The sequence below is a fragment of the Streptomyces goshikiensis genome (assembly GCF_014650555.1).
In the GTDB taxonomy this organism is placed as follows: domain Bacteria; phylum Actinomycetota; class Actinomycetes; order Streptomycetales; family Streptomycetaceae; genus Streptomyces; species Streptomyces goshikiensis.
This window is the reverse complement of sequence record NZ_BMVE01000004.1, coordinates 498281-516539: the sequence shown is the minus strand read 5'-3', so window position 1 is coordinate 516539 and position 18259 is coordinate 498281. Positions and strand designations below refer to the sequence as shown.

The 18259-nt window shown below is 73.4% G+C and carries 14 protein-coding genes; 5 read left to right on the top strand and 9 right to left on the bottom strand.

Annotated features, from left to right (window positions below):
- Positions 1-60 precede the first annotated feature (60 nt).
- Positions 61-2532, top strand: a complete 2472-nt coding sequence (sftH, locus tag IE248_RS15695; protein ID WP_190030990.1) for a DEAD/DEAH box helicase — start codon at positions 61-63, stop codon at positions 2530-2532.
- Positions 2533-3051: 519 nt separating this feature from the next.
- On the opposite strand, the gene IE248_RS37390 is transcribed toward sftH, so the two are convergent.
- The 7 genes from IE248_RS37390 to ssd all read right to left on the bottom strand — a co-directional run bounded on the left by IE248_RS37390 (position 3052) and on the right by ssd (position 8115).
- The gene (locus IE248_RS37390) at positions 3052-3351 is read right to left on the bottom strand and encodes an Rv3654c family TadE-like protein (protein ID WP_229895337.1); all 300 of its coding nucleotides are present in this window, start codon (positions 3349-3351) and stop codon (positions 3052-3054) included.
- 185 nt (positions 3352-3536) lie between these two features.
- Complete coding sequence (locus IE248_RS15685; protein ID WP_308438149.1) at positions 3537-3893, bottom strand: TadE family type IV pilus minor pilin; 357 nt, start codon at positions 3891-3893, stop codon at positions 3537-3539.
- Positions 3894-3921: 28 nt separating this feature from the next.
- Complete coding sequence (locus tag IE248_RS15680; protein ID WP_190030988.1) at positions 3922-4119, bottom strand: DUF4244 domain-containing protein; 198 nt, start codon at positions 4117-4119, stop codon at positions 3922-3924.
- Positions 4120-4155: 36 nt separating this feature from the next.
- A complete protein-coding gene (locus IE248_RS15675; RefSeq protein WP_190030987.1) occupies positions 4156-4932 on the bottom strand; it encodes a type II secretion system F family protein in 777 nt (258 codons plus the stop codon).
- Complete coding sequence (locus IE248_RS15670) at positions 4932-5801, bottom strand: type II secretion system F family protein (protein ID WP_373301519.1); 870 nt, start codon at positions 5799-5801, stop codon at positions 4932-4934. The genes IE248_RS15675 and IE248_RS15670 overlap by 1 nt, the downstream gene beginning before the upstream one ends.
- Before the next feature lie 11 nt (positions 5802-5812).
- A complete protein-coding gene (locus IE248_RS15665) occupies positions 5813-6961 on the bottom strand; it encodes a TadA family conjugal transfer-associated ATPase (protein ID WP_190030986.1) in 1149 nt (382 codons plus the stop codon).
- Positions 6958-8115: a septum site-determining protein Ssd gene (gene ssd, locus IE248_RS15660; protein WP_190031041.1), complete on the bottom strand. Its 1158-nt coding sequence runs from the start codon at positions 8113-8115 to the stop codon at positions 6958-6960. Before ssd ends, IE248_RS15665 begins: the two co-directional genes overlap by 4 nt.
- Before the next feature lie 488 nt (positions 8116-8603).
- Here ssd and IE248_RS15655 point away from each other — a divergent pair, with 488 nt between their 5' ends.
- Positions 8604-9470 carry an HAD family hydrolase gene (locus IE248_RS15655; protein WP_047960639.1) on the top strand — a complete coding sequence of 289 codons (867 nt, stop codon included), beginning with the start codon at positions 8604-8606 and terminating at the stop codon, positions 9468-9470.
- A gap of 688 nt (positions 9471-10158) precedes the next feature.
- On the opposite strand, the gene IE248_RS15650 is transcribed toward IE248_RS15655, so the two are convergent.
- On the bottom strand, positions 10159-10980 hold the full coding sequence (locus tag IE248_RS15650) for a Fic family protein (protein ID WP_190030985.1): 822 nt from the start codon (positions 10978-10980) through the stop codon (positions 10159-10161).
- A 109-nt stretch (positions 10981-11089) separates the two neighbouring features.
- On the opposite strand from IE248_RS15650, the gene IE248_RS15645 reads away from it, so the two are divergent.
- On the top strand, positions 11090-12097 hold the full coding sequence (locus tag IE248_RS15645) for an ATP-binding protein (RefSeq protein WP_100581394.1): 1008 nt from the start codon (positions 11090-11092) through the stop codon (positions 12095-12097).
- A 36-nt stretch (positions 12098-12133) separates the two neighbouring features.
- Here IE248_RS15645 and IE248_RS15640 read toward each other — a convergent pair whose 3' ends face one another.
- On the bottom strand, positions 12134-13438 hold the full coding sequence (locus tag IE248_RS15640; protein ID WP_073797913.1) for a polysaccharide deacetylase family protein: 1305 nt from the start codon (positions 13436-13438) through the stop codon (positions 12134-12136).
- Positions 13439-13672: 234 nt separating this feature from the next.
- On the opposite strand from IE248_RS15640, the gene IE248_RS15635 reads away from it, so the two are divergent.
- Together IE248_RS15635 and acs are read left to right on the top strand one after the other, a co-directional pair.
- Positions 13673-16060, top strand: a complete 2388-nt coding sequence (locus tag IE248_RS15635; RefSeq protein WP_190030984.1) for a SulP family inorganic anion transporter — start codon at positions 13673-13675, stop codon at positions 16058-16060.
- A gap of 193 nt (positions 16061-16253) precedes the next feature.
- Positions 16254-18209, top strand: coding sequence for an acetate--CoA ligase (acs, locus tag IE248_RS15630; protein ID WP_190030983.1), 1956 nt, complete (start codon positions 16254-16256; stop codon positions 18207-18209).
- The last annotated feature ends 50 nt before the right edge of the window (positions 18210-18259 follow it).

Below are 18259 nucleotides of genomic sequence, written 5' to 3'. Positions count from 1 at the left end.
TCGAGCGGCGCCCCCCAGGGGCCTCCCCACCCGAAGGTGGGCGAGGGATTGGCTGCCGCGATGGCATTCAATCACTTACCGGCAGGCGCGCACGACGCCTTGGGACCATTGTCCCGCACGCCAGTGACACACTCGGTTCCAATGGCCAACACTCACCGCCCCGGTCCGGCCACGGTACCGGCGGACCCTCGACCCTCCCCGGGCACGGTTCTGGACCGGCTCTCACGGGGGCCTTCCCGAGCTGCGCGCATCACCCATACGGAGCACTTGCCCCCTCGGGCGGGTCGTCATGCAGTCTGGCCCGACCGCATCCGAACGGATGTAGTAGCCGCCATTCGGGCCGCCGGGATCGAACACCCGTGGGAACACCAGGCCGCGGCCGCCGAGCACGCCCTCGACGGCGAGTCCGTGGTCGTCGCCACCGGCACCGCCTCGGGCAAGTCGCTGGCCTATCTGGCCCCCGTGCTCTCCGCCCTCGCCGACGGCGCCGAAGCCCCCAACGGGCGCGGCACGACCGCCCTGTACCTGGCCCCCACCAAGGCCCTCGCGGCCGACCAGCGGCGCGCCGTACGGGAACTGGCCGCCCCGCTCGGGAACGCCGTCCGGCCCGCCGTCTACGACGGGGACACGCCGTTCGAGGAACGCGAATGGGTGCGCCAGTACGCCAACTACGTCCTGACCAACCCCGACATGCTGCACCGGGGGATCCTGCCCGCCCACCCCCGCTGGGCCTCGTTCCTGAAGGCCCTGCGGTACGTCGTCATCGACGAATGCCACACCTACCGGGGAGTATTCGGCTCCCACGTCGCCCAGGTGCTGCGCCGGCTGCGGCGGCTGTGCGCCCGCTACGGCTCCGATCCCGTGTTCCTGCTGGCCTCCGCCACCGCGAGCGACCCGGCGGCCGCCGCCTCCCGGCTGACCGGGGTGCCGGTCACCGAGGTGGCCGACGACGCCTCCCCGCGCGGAGAGGTGGTCTTCGCCCTGTGGGAGCCGCCACTGCTGACCGAGCTGCGCGGCGAGAAGGGCGCCCCGGTGCGCCGCACGGCCACCGCCGAAACCGCCGACCTGCTGACCGACCTGGTGGTCCAGGGCGTCCGTACGGTCGCCTTCGTCCGCTCCCGGCGCGGCGCCGAGCTGATCGCCGTGATCGCCCAGGAGCGGCTCGCCGAGGTGGACCGCTCGCTGCCCGGGCGTGTCGCGGCCTACCGGGGCGGCTACCTGCCCGAGGAGCGCCGGGCCCTGGAGCGGGCCCTGCACTCCGGCCAGCTGCTGGGCCTGGCCGCGACCACCGCCCTGGAGCTGGGCGTGGACGTCTCCGGTCTGGACGCCGTGCTGATCACCGGCTACCCGGGCACCCGGGCCTCCCTGTGGCAGCAGGCGGGCCGCGCCGGACGGTCCGGGCAGGGCGCGCTGGCCGTCCTGGTCGCCCGGGACGACCCGCTGGACACCTACCTGGTCCACCACCCCGAGGCGCTGTTCCGGCAGCCCGTGGAAGCCACCGTCCTGGACCCGGACAACCCGTACGTCCTGGCCCCGCACCTGTGCGCGGCCGCCGCCGAGCTGCCCCTGACGGAGCCGGACCTCGCCCTGTTCGGCCCGGCCGCGCGGGAGCTGCTGCCGCAGCTGGAAGCCGCGAAACTGCTCCGCCGCCGGGCCACCGCCTGGCACTGGACCCGGCGGGAACGGGCCTGCGACCTCACCGACATCCGGGGCGGCGGGGGCCGCCCGGTGCAGATCGTCGAGGCCGCCACCGGGCGGCTGCTCGGCACGGTCGACGGGGACGCCGCGCACACCGCCGTCCACGACGGCGCCGTCCACCTCCACCAGGGCCGCACCTACCTGGTGAAACACCTGGACCTGGAGGACTCCGTCGCGCTGGTCGAGGAGGCCAGCCCGCCGTTCTCCACCACGGCCCGGGACACCACCGCCATCTCCGTCCTGGAGACCGACTCCGAGATCCCCTGGGGCCAGGGCAGGCTCTGCTTCGGCTCCGTCGAGGTGACCAACCAGGTCGTCTCGTACCTGCGGCGCAAGCTGATCACCGGCGAGGTGCTCGGCGAGGCCAAGCTGGACCTGCCGCCGCGCACCCTGCGCACCCGGGCCGTGTGGTGGACGGTCACCGAGGACCAGCTCGACGAGGCCCGGATCAACCCGGAGATCCTCGGCGGGGCCCTGCACGCCGCCGAACACGCCTCCATCGGCCTGCTGCCGCTGTTCGCCACCTGCGACCGCTGGGACATCGGCGGCGTCTCCGTGCCGCTCCACCCGGACACCCTCCTTCCGACGGTCTTCGTCTACGACGGCCACCCCGGCGGCGCCGGCTTCGCGGAGCGGGGCTTCCACACGGCCCGCGCCTGGCTGACCGCGACCCGTGACGCCATCGCCGCCTGCGAATGCGAGGCCGGCTGCCCTTCGTGCATCCAGTCCCCGAAGTGCGGCAACGCCAACGACCCCCTGCACAAACGCGGCGCCATCCGCCTCCTCACCCGCCTCCTCTCCGAATCCCCACCCCCCACCCCCGCCCCCCAGTAACCCCACCGACCAGGCCCAGCCGCCCCAACGCGAAGCCGAGCCGAGCCCGGTGCCGACGCGCCCGGGCCAAGGCCGGTGCCAACGCGAAGCCAGACCGAGCCCGGGGCCGACGTGGAGCCGGTCCGGGCCCCCACGAGGCCGCACACGGCACGTAGGCGCCGTCCGAGGGCCGCCGAGGCCCCGCTATCCGGACACCGACTGCCCGGCCCGCTCCTGCGCGCGAGGGCCCGCCTGGGCCCCCATCCGGCGCCAGCCGCCCACACGGACCTGCCGCCGGGCCGGGCGGGAGTCGCCCGCGAGGTCCCACCAGCGCTCCCGGCAGGAGCCGCCACGAGGTCCAGCCAGCGCTCGGCTCCTGTCGGCGGGGAGTCGCTGCGGGGATGCCGCCGGGCACGGCGGGACCCGCGCGGCGAGGAGTACGGGTCCCGACGGGAACCCCCGGTCCACGCCGGACCGCAGGGGCGACGGACACCGGGCCCGGGCGGAGCACAGGGCGGTGGTGCGGCCGGGCCCGGGCCGTTACCCGGAGGGCGGCAGGGGAGGGCCCGCGCGGGCGCTCACCGTGGGGGCGAAGGGGCCGGCCGGGGCACGGGCCGAGATCTCCGCGACCTCGCCCCGCAGGGCGCAGGCCGTCACGGTCGCCCCCTGGGCCCCGGCGACCCGTATCGCCGTGGCACACGCGGCCTCGGGGCCCTGCGCCCAGCCCGCCGCCGCCGCGAGCGCCGCCAGGTCGGCGGCGGACGCCGCCCGGTGCCGCGCGACCACCGCCTGCCCGAGCAGCAGCACGCCCCCGAACACCGCCGCCAACGCCGTGGCCACGACCAGCCCCCACACGGTCGCCGACCCCCGGTCCACCCCGATCCGCGCCGGCCTCGGGACCCGTCCGCGGCGGCGTTGCCAGTCCCGCACCCGGTCCCGGCGGGCTCGTCGCGGCTGTGGCGAAAGTGGCGGGCAATCTCGGGCGGGGACGTTGGGCCGGATGGGGGTCGGAGCCCGGGAACCGGTCATGGCGGGGGCCCCACGGTGTCCTCCGCCAAGGCGACCGCCAGCGCCCCGAGACGGACCGGGAGGCCGCGCGGGCCGGGTGGGGGCGCCGTCACGCGGACCCGCCACAGGTCGCCAGACCGCTCCAGCGCCACCTCCGCCCCCGGCGGGGCGGCGGCCTTCGCCGCCGCCACCGCGGTGTCCCCCGGCTCCGACCGGGCCGCCGCCCGCGCGCCGGCCCGCGCCGCATCCACGCACCGGATCTGCGCGGCGGCCGCCATGAGCGCCCACACCAGCAGCGCCGCGAGCAGCACCAGGGCCGGGATCACCAGAGCCGCCTCGGCCGTCAGATATCCCCGGTCGGCGGCCAGGCCCATTCGTTCCCGGCGTCGCCCCGGGTTTTTCTCAGAACGGCACATCGAGCGCCTTCCCGATGGTCGACTGAAGCGCCGTGGAGACCAACTCACTTGTCACCACCTTGTACAGAACGGCGGCGAACGCACACGCCGCGATCGTGCCCATGGCGTATTCCGAAGTGGACATCCCCGCATCGCTCCGGCGACCGCTCAGCACCGCCCGCACACGAAACCAGATGATCCTCATGTCAACCTCCAGTCGGTTTATGTTCTTGATGTGATTTCAGGTACGAGAGAGAAGTCCTGAGGCCATTCCGATCACCACCGGAGCCACCCCCACCGCGAGAAAGGCGGGAAGGAAACACAGGCCCACCGGCGCGGTGACGAGCACGGCCGCCCGCTGGGCGCGGGCTCCCGCCTGCCGGGTCCGGTCCTCCCGCAGGGCCGCCGCCATCCGCGAGACCGGCTCCGCCGAGGGCGCCCCGGTGCGGGCCGCCCGCTCCAGGCATTCCGCCAGCCCCCGCGCGCCCGGTATCTCCGCCAACCTCCCCCACGCTGCGCCCGGTTCGCCGCCGAGCCGGAGCTCCGCCCCGGCCAGGGCCAGCCGCTCGCCCACCGGGCCGCCCAGCGACTCCCCCACCACCTCGGCCGCCTCCACCGGACCCGCCCCGGCCACCAGACAGGCGGCCAACAGATCGGCGGCGAACGGCAGCTGACGCTCCGCCTCCTTCGGGTCCACCCCGGCCGGCGGTCGCGCCCGGCTCAGCCAGCGCCACGCCCCGAACGCCGCCCCGCAGCCGGTCAGCACCCCCGCCGCACCGCCGACCAGCACCCAGCCCGCCAGCAGCGCCCCGGCCGGCCAGGCCCAGGCCCGCACCACGCCCCGTATCCGCGCCCCCACCACCGGCCCGCGCCGCACCGGCGCCGCCGCCAGCAGGGACCCGATCCGGCGCCGGACGGTCCGCTCCCGCACCCGGGCGGCCACCGCCGACCCCGCGCACAGCGCCGCCACCGCGAGGCACAGCGCCATCCCCAGCCTGTGGATCGCGAACCCGCCCATCACCACTCCCCCGCCCGTACGATCCGCCGGCACCACAGCAGCCCCAGCGCCTCCAGCGCCCCTCCCACGGCCAGGCAGCCCCACCCGACCGGCGTGTGCAGCAGCACCCGCAGCGGGTCCGCCCCGAGCCCGGTACCGATCAGCAGGCCCACCAGCGGAAGCAGGGCCAGCACCACCGCCGTCGAACGGGCTCCGGCCAGCTGGGCCCGCAGCGACTCCCGCCGGTCCCGCTCGGCCCGCAGCGCCCCCTCCAGCCGGTCGAGCCCGGCCTCCAGCCCGGCGCCGCCGTCCACGGAGACCCGCCAGCAGGCCGCCATCCCGGCCAGCCCCTCGGCTCCCGGCTCCCGGGCCGCCAGCCGCAGCGCGCCCGGCACATCCCCGCCGAACGCCGCCGCGGCCAGCACCGCGGCCTCCGCAGCGCCCGGACCGCCGGGCCCCGCAGCCGTACGCCGTATCGCCGCGGTCAGCGCCTGCCCGGGCTGGGCTCCGGCCCGCAGCTCACCGACCGCCGCCCCGCACAGGGCCACCACCTCCGCCGCCCGGGCCGCCCTCGCGCGCTCCCGGTCCCGGACCCGCAGCCACCGCCGCACCAGCGGTACGGCCGCCGCACCCAACACTGCCGGGATCACCGAGCCGCCCAACAGTGCGACCAGCAGCCCGACCGCCGGGCAAGCCCACTCGCGCCGCTCCGCCGCCCGCACCCGGACCCCGACCACCAGCCGCTCCCAGCGCACCGGCCCGCCGGGCACCACGGGCCCGCCGCCGGCCAGCACCACCCGGGCCCGCCGGGACACCCGGCCGCCCCCGGCCAGCACCCAGGCCGCCGCCCCGGCGCACAGCACCGCTGCGAACACCGGCACCCCAGACACCGCCCCGGCGTTCACCGCGCACCGCCCATCAGCGGATCCAGCCGCTCCCAGCCGCGCTCCCGCACGAACCCGCACGCCGCCCAGCGCAGTGCGGGCACCGTGACGACCAGCCCCGCCGGATCCCGCTCCAGTACGTGCACCTCGGCGACGCGGCGGCGCCCGTCCCGGTCCCGGACGAGATGCACCACCAGGTTCAGCGCGGCCGCCAACTGGCTGTGCAGGGAGGCCCGGTCGAGCCCGGCGGCCGTCCCGAGCGCCTCCAAGCGGGCCGGGACATGCGCGGCCGCATTCGCGTGCACGGTGCCGCAGCCGCCTTCGTGCCCGGTGTTCAACGCGGCCAGCAGCGTGGCCACTTCGGCGCCCCGGACCTCGCCGACGACGAGCCGGTCCGGCCGCATCCGCAGCGCCTGCCGGACCAGATCGGCCAGCGTGACCAGGCCCGCGCCCTCCTGGTTGGCCGGCCTCGTCTCCAGCCGCACCACATGCGGGTGATCGGGGCGCAACTCGGCCGAATCCTCGGCCAGTACGATCCGCTCCGCCGGGCCCACCAGCCCCAACAGGGCACTGAGCAGGGTCGTCTTGCCCGTCCCGGTACCTCCGGAGACGAGGAACGACAGCCGGGCCTCCACCATCGCCCGGAGCAGTTTCTGCCCACCGGGCGGCAGCGTCCCGGCGGCGACCAGCTCCTCCAGCGTGAACGCCCGGGGCCGCACCACCCGCAGGGACAGGCAGGTCGAGCCGACCGCGACCGGCGGCAGGACCGCGTGGAGCCTGGTTCCGTCCGGCATCCGGGCGTCCACCCACGGCCGGGCGTCATCCAGCCGCCGTCCCGCGACGGCGGCGAGCCGCTGGGCGAGCCTGCGCACGGCCTCGGCGTCCCGGAAGGTCACCCCGGTAAGCTCCAGCCCCCCGCCGCGGTCCACCCACACCCGGTCCGGGGCCGCCACCAGCACATCGGTGACTTCCGGATCGGCGAGCAGCGCCTCCAGCGGGCCCGCTCCCACCAGCTCGGACCGTAACTCGGCTGCCACGCCCAGCACTTCCGCATCACCGAGCAGCCGGCCCTGGGCCCGCAGGGCGGCCGCGACCCTCGCCGGAGTCGGCTCCGCGCCGCTCTCGGCGAGCCGCTGGCGCACCGCGTCCAGCAGTACCGCGCTCATGCCGGCACCCCCGGGGCGGCGCCGAGCGCCCGCTGCCAGAAGCCGTCGCAGAACCGGGCCAGCGCGCCGCGCCGCTGCGCACCCGGCGGTTCCCCCTCGGCCACCCGCCCGGGCAGTCCCAGCTCGACCGGGACCTCGCCGGCCAGCGGAACGCCCAGCAGCCCGGCCACCGTCTCGGCATCGAGCCCGCCGGGGCAGCGGCCCCGTACGACGACGCGGACGTCCCGGGCGACCATCCGCACCCCGGCGGCGACGCGGCCCGCCGCGGCCACCGACCGCAACTCGCCCGGCACCACCATCAGCACCAGGTCCAGCTGGGCCAGCACCTCGGCCACGGCCTCATCGACCCGGCGCGGCAGGTCCACCACCACGACCCCGCCCCGGCGGCGGGCGGCGGCGAGCACCGACCGCATCGCGGCGGGCGGCACCACCACCCGCTCCCCCCGGTCCCAGCTGAGCACCCGCAGCGCGTGCAGCTCGGGCAGGGACTCCTCCAGCGCTCCGGCGCCGACCCGGCCCCGCGACCCGGCGAAGTCCGGCCAGCGCAGCCCCTCGGCGCCCTCGCCGCCCAGCAGGACATCCATGCCGCCGCCGAGCGGGTCGCCGTCGATGAGGATGGTCCGCTCGCCGGCCCGGGCCGCCCGGATCGCGAGGGCGCAGGCGAGCGTTGAAGCGCCGGCCCCGCCGCTGCCGCCGATCACCCCGACGGCGAGGGCCGGCTTCCCGGCGCCTTCCACCACATCGGCGATGCGGTCGACGAGCCGGCTCTCGGCGTCGGGGAGCCGCAGCACCTCCTCGGCGCCGATCTCCACCGCCCGCTGCCACACCAGGGGATCGTCCAGCTCCCGGCCGACGAGGAACACGCCGTCCCGGCGGGGCGCACCGCGGACCCTCCGGGCGGCGTCGTCCCCGACGAGCACGAGCGGCGCGCACTCCCAGCCGACTCCCCCGCGCACCTCTTCGGCACCCCCCGCACCGCCGGTACCGCTTTGCTCGGGCATCGAGTGGCGCACATGCGGCTCGGCGCCCGCGGCGGCGCAGAGCCGCAGCAGGTCATCGAGCAGCAAGGGGTCCTCGGTGATGATCAGCGGCCGCCCGCCCGCCGCCCCGGCGCCGACCGCACGGGCCGGCCTCCCGCCTCCACCGACGAGCACGCGCTCCGGTGCTTCACACGACTTCGATCCAGCCACGATCTCCGCCCCCTTCTCACCGCAAATCCGAAGGCCGCGGACTTCGCGGCTGGAATCACGGTGACGGGATCCGGAAAAACAAGTGGATCTTGCCCGAAAACTGTGGACAACCCTGCCGTTGTGAATAACTTCGCCACCCCGTCAGGTGAGTTCCAGAGCGCGCCGGAACAACTACGGAGCGTCACGCGTCTGACGGGGTGAAGGGCCTGCGGCACGCGGGCCCACGAAGAGGAGGGCCGGGGAGATGGTCACCAAGGGCCGAAGGCAGAGGACGCAAACCGCGTCCGGACATGCGACGACCCCCGCCGGGGGGGAGAGCGGGGGTCGTCCCCACAGTCCGACTCGGGGGGGGAGGAGCCAGACCGGGTTAGCACGGTCGCGAACGATCCGTGACTTCCATGGTGTACCCGAGAGCCTTCTCAGGCAAACCCACGCGCCACACCTTACGCCGAATGGTGGGCGCATATGCTCGGGGCGTGGAAAACCAGCCCTTGCCGCACTCCTCGCCTCGTACCGCAGCCTTCTTCGACTTGGACAAGACGGTCATTGCGAAGTCGAGCACTCTGACGTTCAGCAAGTCCTTCTACCAAGGCGGTCTGATCAACCGCCGGGCCGTGCTGCGCACCGCGTACACCCAGTTCATCTTCCTGGCCGGTGGCGCCGACCACGACCAGATGGAACGGATGCGGGAGTACCTGTCCGCCCTGTGCAAGGGGTGGAACGTGCAGCAGGTGCGCGAGATCGTCGCCGAGGCCCTGCACGACCTCATCGACCCGATCATCTACGACGAGGCCGCGTCCCTGATCGAGGCCCACCACACGGCGGGCCGTGACGTGGTGATCGTGTCGACCTCCGGCGCGGAAGTGGTCGAGCCGATCGGGGAGATGCTCGGCGCGGACCGGGTCGTCGCCACGCGGATGGTGGTCGGCGACGACGGCTGCTTCACCGGGGAGATCGAGTACTACGCCTACGGCCCGACGAAGGCGGAAGCCGTACGGGAACTCGCGGAGTCCGAGGGGTACGACCTGGCGCGGTGCTACGCGTACAGCGACTCGATCACGGACGTGCCGATGCTGGAGGCCGTGGGGCATCCGCACGCGGTCAATCCCGACCGGGCGTTGCGGCGGGAGGCGGTGGCGCGGGAGTGGCCGGTGCTGGTGTTCAACCGGCCGGTGCGGTTGAAGCAGCGGCTGCCGGGGTTCTCGATGGGCGGGCGGCCGGCGTTGGTCGCTGCCGCCGCCGTCGGGGCTGCCGCCGCTACCGCCGGGCTGGTTTGGTACGCCAGTCGGCGGCGTGCGATGGCCGGCGGCTCGGCCTGACGCCGGGCCCGGGCCGGGGCGGGGCGAGCCCGGGGCGCCCCTGACCCCGGCTCGGGCCCGGACGCCCGTCGGGCCGAGCCCGGCGCCCCGTCGGCCCGCCGGATCGCTGCCCCCGCTGCGCGGGCTTTCTCCCCGCCCCGCCCTTTCACCGTTTCCCGGGCTCTGCCCGGACCCGCGCCTCAAACGCCGGCGAGGCTGGAGGGGCGGGCTCCGCCCCGACCGCGCCTCACACCCAGGTGTGTCAGCGCGCCGCAAATGCCAGGGAGGCTGGAGGGGCGGGCTCGACCCCGACCGCGCCTCAAGCACCGGCCAGGCTGAAGGGCGGTGGGTTGCAGTGGCGGCGGGGGTGAGACGGCGATGTCCGGATCAGGGGGAAACGTCCTGGAAAGTAAAGAACCGGGGCCAGGGGTTCCGCATGGCTCGGAAGCGGAGTACAAAGGAGTCAACGGCCCGCGAGACCAAAGAACATCCGAGAGGATCATCTTTAAAACGCAGTAAGGCCCACGGACCGAAGCATGAACGTCGAGCACCCACGCGACGTCGACCCGTCGATTACGGGCCAGCCGCACCAGGTGACGGGCAAAGTTCCCGACCTGATGGGCATATATCGAGGACGCTTGGTACCTGGACGTGAATGCCAGCGGCGACACCAAAGTTGGACGGTGTCGCCGCAACCCGTTGTCAGGGGTCAGGCCGCGCCGCGCTGCAGGGCTTCGCAGACCGCCGTCGACTCGCGGACCCCGAGCTCGATCGCCCGGCCGCAGTGCGCGATCCAGGCCGACATCCCCTCCGGAGTGCCGGAGACATAGCCCTCGAAGGCCGCCAGGTACGCGTCCGAGCCCTGCTCCGCGTGGCCGACCTCCGCCGGGCAGATCGCCTTCGGGTCGAGCCCGCTGTTGATCAGCACGATGCGCTCCGCGGCCCGCGCGACCAGGCCGTTGTACGAGCCGAACGGCCGGAGGGCGAGGAGTTCGCCGTGCACCACCGAGGCCGTGATCAGCGCCGGGGCGGAACCTCCCGCGATGATGAGCCGGGACAGCCCGTCCAGACGGCCCGCGACCTCCTGAGCGCTCGGCAGCGGCAGCTCGACCAGCGGCTCGTCGACCGGCTCCCCCGCCAGGCGGGGGCGGCCCACGATGTCCCCGTCGGCGGTCGTGCCCGAGGCCACCAGGTGCAGCCGCGCGAGCACCCGTAGCGGCGACTGGCGCCAGATGCTCAGCAGCTGCCCGGCCTCCGCCGTCAGCCGCAGCGCCGCGCCCACGACGCGCGCCTCGCTCTCCGCGCCGAAGTCGGTCCGGCGGCGCACCTCCTCCAGCCCCCAGTCCGCGCCGGACAGCGCCGCGCTCCCGCGGGCCCCGCGCAGGGCGGCCTCCGAGGTGATCTCCCCGCTGCGCCGGCGCATGACCCGGTGGCCGTAGACCCGGTCCACGGCCTTGCGTACGGAATCCACGGACTCGGCCACACCCGGGAGCGCACCCAGGGGGGCCAGCGGGTCAGAAGCGCTACTCATAAGTAGGGAGCCTACGCACTGCGCACCCCTACCACCGACCCCTCCTTGGAGTGGTCTTCTTCACTCACCCAGAGCACTCACCGCGACCGACCCGCTACGCTTGGTGAACATGAAGATCGCTTTCGTGGGAAAGGGCGGCAGCGGGAAGACCACGCTGTCCTCCCTCTTCATCCGCCACCTCGCCGCCAATGAAGCCGCTGTCGTCGCGGTGGACGCCGACATCAACCAGCACCTCGGCGCCGCCCTCGGCCTCGGCGAGGACGAGGCCGCCGCGCTGCCCGCCATGGGCGCGCACCTGCCCCTGATCAAGGAGTACCTGCGCGGCGCCAACGCCCGCATCGCGTCCGCCGACACCATGATCAAGACGACCCCGCCCGGGTCCGGCTCGCGCCTGCTGCGGGTCTCCGAGGACAACCCCGTGTACGAGGCCTGCGCGCGCACGGTCCTGCTCGACGGGGAACCCGTGCGGCTGATGGCCACCGGCCCGTTCACCGAGTCCGACCTGGGCGTGGCCTGCTACCACTCGAAGGTCGGGGCGGTGGAGCTCTGCCTCAACCACCTGGTCGACGGCCGCGACGAGTACGTCGTCGTCGACATGACGGCCGGCTCCGACTCCTTCGCGTCGGGCATGTTCACCCGCTTCGACGTGACCTTCCTGGTCGCCGAACCGACCCGCAAGGGCGTCTCCGTCTACCGCCAGTACAAGGAGTACGCGCGCGACTTCGGGGTCTGCCTGAAGGTGATCGGCAACAAGGTCCAGGGGCCGGAGGACGTCGAGTTCCTCCAGGACGAGGTGGGCGAGGACCTGCTGGTCACCGTCGGGCACTCCGAATGGGTGCGGGCGATGGAGAAGGGCCGGCCGGCCGCCTTCGAGCTGCTGGAGGCGACCAACCGGTTCGCCCTCCAGACGCTCCAGGACGCGGCGGACGACTCGTACGCCCACCGCGACTGGGACCGGTACACCGAGCAGATGGTCCACTTCCACCTGCGCAACGCGGAGAGCTGGGGCAACACCAAGACCGGGGTCGACCTGGCGGCGCAGGTCGACCCCGAGTTCGTGCTCCACGAGGGGCTGAGCAAGGGGATGGAGGGGAGCCTCGTCAGCGGCCCCCGCTAACCCCTGCCGGCCCCCGCCGGCCGCGGCCGGGTCCCGTCAGCGCTCCTCCTCGGACTCCGACGCGGCCGCGCCCGCGGCCGGCTTGGCCTCGACGGGGGCGGCCGGCCGCGGCGGCGGACCCGCCGTCAGGAACTTCGTCCAGCCGTCCTTCGGCGCCTCGCCGACGTCGAGGCCCCGCATCCACTCCAGCGTCTTGGGGTCCTGCGCGTCCAGCCAGTCGGCCAGCTCGCGGAACGGCACGCAGCGGACCTCCTTCTGGGTACACATGCTCTTGATGGAGTCCTCCACCGCGTGCATGTAGGTGCCGCCGTTCCAGGACTCGAAGTGGTTGCCGATGATCAGCGGGGCGCGGTTGCCCTGGTAGACCCGCTCGAAGGCCTGGAGCAGTCCGTCCCGCATCTGCTCGCCCCAGTACGCGTGCTGCGAGGGGTCGCCCTGGGTGGTCGTGCCGGACTGGTTGACCATGTAGTTGTAGTCCATGCTCAGCGTGTCGAAGGCACGGCCCGGCATGGGCACCAGCTGGAGCGGGAGGTCCCAGAGCCCTTCCGTCTTCTTGGGCCAGATCTGCTTGCTGATCCCGCTGGAGTCGTAGCGGAATCCGAGGTCCTTCGCCGCCAGCATGAAGTTCTTCTGGCCTTCGAGGCAGGGGGTGCGGGCGCCGATGAGTTCCTTGTCGTAGTCGAAGGGCAGCGGGTCCATGCTCTTCAGCCCGGCGTTGGTCTTCCAGTTCTTGACGAACGACTTGGCCTGGCTGATCTCGCTCTTCCACTCGTCCACCGACCAGGTGCCGACGCCGCCCTCGGGGCCGCAGAAGTGGCCGTTGAAGTGGGTGCCGATCTCGTTGCCCTCCATCCAGGCCGCGCGGACCTGGGTGGCGGTGTCCTTGATGCCCTGGAGGTCGCCGAAGCCGATCTCGGAGTGGCCCGGGGAGTGCTGCGGGGCCGTGTAGAGGTCCCGCTTCTCCTCCGGGAGCATGTACACGCCGCTGAGGAAGTACGTCATGCGGGCGTTGTACTTCTTGCCGACCTCCCGGAAGTGGGAGAAGAGCTTCTGGCTGTCCTCGCCAGCCCCGTCCCACGAGAACACCACGAACTGCGGCGGCTTTTCGCCGGGCTTCAGCTTCTGCGCCTTCTGTACGTTCGGCTGCGGGCCGGTGTACGCGGTCGAACCGTCGCCGATGGGCCGCAGGACACTGCCGGGGGCCACCGGGGCGGCGGCCCCGTTCGGGCCGTTGCGGCCGGTGCCGGACGGGGACTTCCCGGACTCCGAGCAGCCGGCAGCGCACAGGACCAGCGTCGCGGCGACCAGGCCACCGGCGATCTTCTTCGTGGCGGTGATCATCCGTCCACCTCTCCCTCGCAGTTCCATCGCAGGACTTCCGCGCCGCAACGTCCCACGCGATCCGCTTAGAAGAAGATGTGACAAGCCGTACAAAATGCTTAATCACCCGTCAGCGCTAATTCATAGGCCGTTTGCTCCCATTCCCCACCGCAGGCCTTTACTCTCCATTACCATTCATTTACTGAGTGTTGAACCTCCCGCCGCTTCACCCCTCCCCCGAGGAGACGGGACCAAATGAAGGCCACCTCCCCCGACCGCATCGCCAAGGACCTCCCCTCCCGGCTTCCCCCCGACCTCCCGGCGGACCTGTCCGCCTCCATCGCCGTCTTCCTGATCGCCCTGCCGCTCTCCCTCGGCATCGCCCTGGCCACCGGCGCCCCGCTCCAGGCCGGGCTGGTGGCCGCGGCCGTCGGCGGAATCGTGGCCGGGCGGCTCGGTGGCGCCCCGCTCCAGGTGAGCGGGCCCGCCGCCGGACTCACCGTGGTCACCGCCGAGTTGATCCAGCGCTACGGATGGCGGACCACCTGCGCCATCACGGTGCTCGCCGGCTTCTGTCAGCTCGGCCTCGCCCTGCTGCGCACCGCCCGGTCGGCGCTGATGGTCAGCCCGGCCATCGTGCACGGCATGCTCGCGGGCATCGGCGTGACCATCGCCGTCGCGCAACTGCACATCGTGCTCGGCGGCACCCCGCAGAGCTCCGTCGTGGCCAATGTCCGCGGGCTGCCCGCCCAGTTGGCCGATCTGCATCCGGTCGCGCTCGGCATCAGCGCGCTGACGATGACCGTCCTGCTCAGCTGGCCCCGGCTGCCCGGGCGGGCCGGCCGGATGCTGCGCAAGGTGCCGGCCGCGCTCGCCGCCGTCGCCGCCGCCACCGCGTTCGCGTCGCTCGCCGGGCTCAGCCTGCCCCGGGTCGACCTGCCGTCCTGGCGCAGCCACGCGCTGCCCGAGCTGCCCGAGGGCCCGGTGCTCGGCCTCATCGCCGCCGTACTGACGATCACCCTCGTCGGCAGCGTGGAGTCGCTGCTGTCGTCGGTCGCGACCGACAAGCTGATCGCCTCCGAGCGGGATACAGACAACCGCCCGCCGCGCGCCGACCTCAACCGGGAGCTGCGCGGCCAGGGCGCGGCCAACATCGTCTCCGGGGCGCTGGGCGGGCTGCCCATCACCGGAGTGGCCGTCCGCAGCGTGGCGAACGTCAAGTCAGGTGCGGCCAGCCGGAAGTCGGCCATGTTCCACGGGCTGTGGGTACTGCTCGCGGCCGGGCTGCTCGCGCCCGTCCTCGACCTGATCCCGCTGGCCGCGCTGGCCGCGCTGGTGATGGCGGTGGGCGTGCAGATGGTCAGCATCACGCACCTGCGCAGTGTCACGCGGCACCGCGAGGCCCTCGTCTACGCCACGACCATCGTGGGCGTGGTGCTCGGCGGGGTGCTGGAGGGGGTCGCGATCGGCATCGCGGTCGCCGTCGCGCTGGCCCTGTACCGGCTGACGCGGACGCGGATCACGGTGGAGGTGCTCGACGGGGTCCACCGGGTGTGGGCGCACGGGCAGTTGACCTTCCTTGCGGTGCCCCGGCTGAGCCGGGTGCTGAACCAGATCCCGCACGAAGCGCCCGCGGTGGTCGAGCTGGACGGCTCGTTCATGGACCACGCGGCGTACGAGACGCTCCAGGACTGGCAGGACTCCCACCTGGCGCACGGGGGCTCGGTGGAGGTCACCGGCCGCTCCGGCGCCCGAATCCCCGACACCGACCGGCACGAACGCGGGGCCCACCACTGCTGCCGCCCCTGGACCCCGTGGCAGAACCACTGCGCCCACCGCTCGGCCGCCGATCGTACGGGGACCGGCGCGGCGGCGTCCGCGGGCGCGGCCGAAGCGGCCCGGGCGGAGCCCCGTCGCCGCGGGGCGGGCCAATTGGCCAGCGGTATCAGCGCGTTCCAGCGGGACACCGCACCTCATGTCCGCGATGAACTGGCCCGGCTCGCCCGCGAGGGGCAGCGGCCCTCGCAGCTGTTCCTCACCTGCGCCGATTCCCGTCTGGTCACGAGCATGATCACGGCCAGCGGCCCGGGCGACCTCTTCACGGTCCGCAACGTCGGCAACCTGGTCCCGCTGCCAGGGGCCGAGTCCACGGACGACTCGGTCGCGGCGGCCATCGAGTACGCCGTGGACGTACTGAAGGTGGACAGCATCACGGTGTGCGGGCACTCGGGCTGCGGGGCCATGCAGGCCCTGCTGAGCTCCACGCCCGGAGCCCCGCCGACCCCGCTGCGCCGGTGGCTGCGGCACGGGCTGCCCAGCCTGGAGCGGATGGCCAGCCGCCACCACGCCTGGGCCCGGATCTCCGGACGGCTCCCGGCGGACGCGGTGGAGCAGCTCTGCCTGACCAATGTGGTGCAGCAGCTGGAGCACCTGCGGGCCCACGAGTCGGTGGCCCGGCGGCTCGCCGAAGGCACGCTGGAGCTGCACGGGATGTACTTCCACGTGGGCGAGGCCCAGGCGTACCTGCTGTCCGAGGGCGAGGACTTCTTCGACTGCCGGGTCTTCGACAGCGTCCGGCCGACGGGCCGCGGACCGGGGGAGCCGAGCCCCGCGGCCCACGGCGTGGCGTCCTCGCGGGTGTGAACCGATACCCTCCGGATTCCGTGCAACGCAGTGGCCCCTTCCCGCATCCTGCAGCGGGAAGGGGCCACTCGCTCGTGTGGCCCGTACGTGATATAGGTCTAAACCAATTTCCGGCTAGCCCTTGTCACCTGGTCGTCTGACTGATGAGCTATGCCCCGGGGACACAACGGACACCCTGGGAAAGGGAGATGTCGTGAGCAACGAAAGCCTGGCCAATCTGCTCAAGGAAGAGCGGCGGTTCGCACCGCCCGCCGATCTGGCCGCCGCCGCCAATGTGACCGAGGCTGCGTACGCACAGGCCGATGCGGACCGGCTGGGCTTCTGGGCCGAGCAGGCCCGGCGGCTGACCTGGGACACGGAGCCGACCGAGACGCTCGACTGGAGCAACCCGCCCTTCGCCAAGTGGTTCGCCGACGGCAAGCTGAACGTCGCGTACAACTGCGTGGACCGACACGTCGAGGCCGGCAACGGCGACCGCGTCGCCATCCACTTCGAGGGCGAGCCCGGCGACAGCCGGTCGATCACCTACGCGCAGCTCAAGGACGAGGTCTCGCGGGCCGCCAACGCCCTGACCGAGCTGGGCGTACAGGCCGGCGACCGCGTCGCCGTGTACCTGCCGATGATCCCGGAGGCGGTCGTCGCGATGCTCGCGTGCGCCCGCGTCGGCGCCGCGCACTCCGTGGTCTTCGGCGGTTTCTCCGCCGATGCCGTGGCCTCTCGCATCCAGGACGCCGACGCCAAGCTCGTGATCACCGCCGACGGCGGCTACCGCCGCGGCAAGCCCAGCGCCCTCAAGCCCGCCATCGACGAGGCCGTCGGCAAGTGTCCGCAGGTCAAGAACGTCCTGGTGGTGCGGCGCACCGGCCAGGACACCGCCTTCACCGAGGGCCGCGACGTCTGGTGGCACGAGATCGTCGGCCGGCAGTCGACCGAGCACGCGCCGCAGCCCTTCGACGCCGAGCACCCGCTGTTCATCCTCTACACCTCGGGGACCACGGGGAAGCCCAAGGGCATCCTGCACACCTCGGGCGGCTACCTCACGCAGGCCGCGTACACCCACCACGCGGTGTTCGACCTGAAGCCGGAGACCGACGTCTACTGGTGCACCGCCGACATCGGCTGGGTGACCGGGCACTCCTACATCGTCTACGGGCCGCTCGCCAACGGCGCCACCCAGGTGATCTACGAGGGCACCCCGGACACCCCGCACCAGGGCCGCTTCTGGGAGGTCGTGCAGAAGTACGGCGTCACCATCCTCTACACGGCGCCCACGGCCATCCGGACGTTCATGAAGTGGGGCGACGACATCCCCGCGAAGTTCGACCTGTCGAGCCTGCGCGTCCTGGGCTCGGTCGGCGAGCCGATCAACCCCGAGGCCTGGATCTGGTACCGCAAGCACATCGGCGGCGACCGCTGCCCGATCGTGGACACCTGGTGGCAGACCGAGACCGGCGCGATGATGATCTCGCCGCTGCCCGGCGTCACCCACACCAAGCCCGGCTCGGCGCAGCGCGCGCTGCCCGGGATCTCCGCCACCGTCGTGGACGACGAGGCGCGCGAGGTCCCGGACGGCGGGGGCGGCTACCTGGTCCTCACCGAGCCGTGGCCGTCGATGCTGCGCACCATCTGGGGCGACGACCAGCGGTTCATCGACACCTACTGGTCGCGCTTCGAGGGCAAGTACTTCGCGGGCGACGGCGCCAAGAAGGACGAGGACGGCGACATCTGGCTGCTCGGCCGGGTGGATGACGTGATGCTGGTGTCCGGCCACAACATCTCGACGACCGAGGTCGAGTCGGCGCTGGTCTCGCACCCCTCGGTCGCCGAGGCGGCCGTGGTCGGCGCGGCCGACGAGACCACCGGCCAGGCCATCGTGGCCTTCGTGATCCTGCGCGGCACCGCCCACGAGACCGAGGGCCTGGTCGCGGAGCTGCGCAACCACGTGGGCGCCACGCTCGGCCCGATCGCGAAGCCGAAGCGGATCCTGCCGGTCCAGGAGCTGCCGAAGACCCGCTCGGGCAAGATCATGAGGCGTCTGCTGCGCGATGTCGCCGAGAACCGGGCGGTCGGCGATGTCACCACGCTGGCCGACTCCTCGGTGATGAGCCTGATCCAGAGCAAGCTGCCGGCGGCGGGCAGCGAGGACTGATCCGGCGGGGCCGGCTGCGCGACGGGCGGCCGGCCCGGCAAGGCGACGGG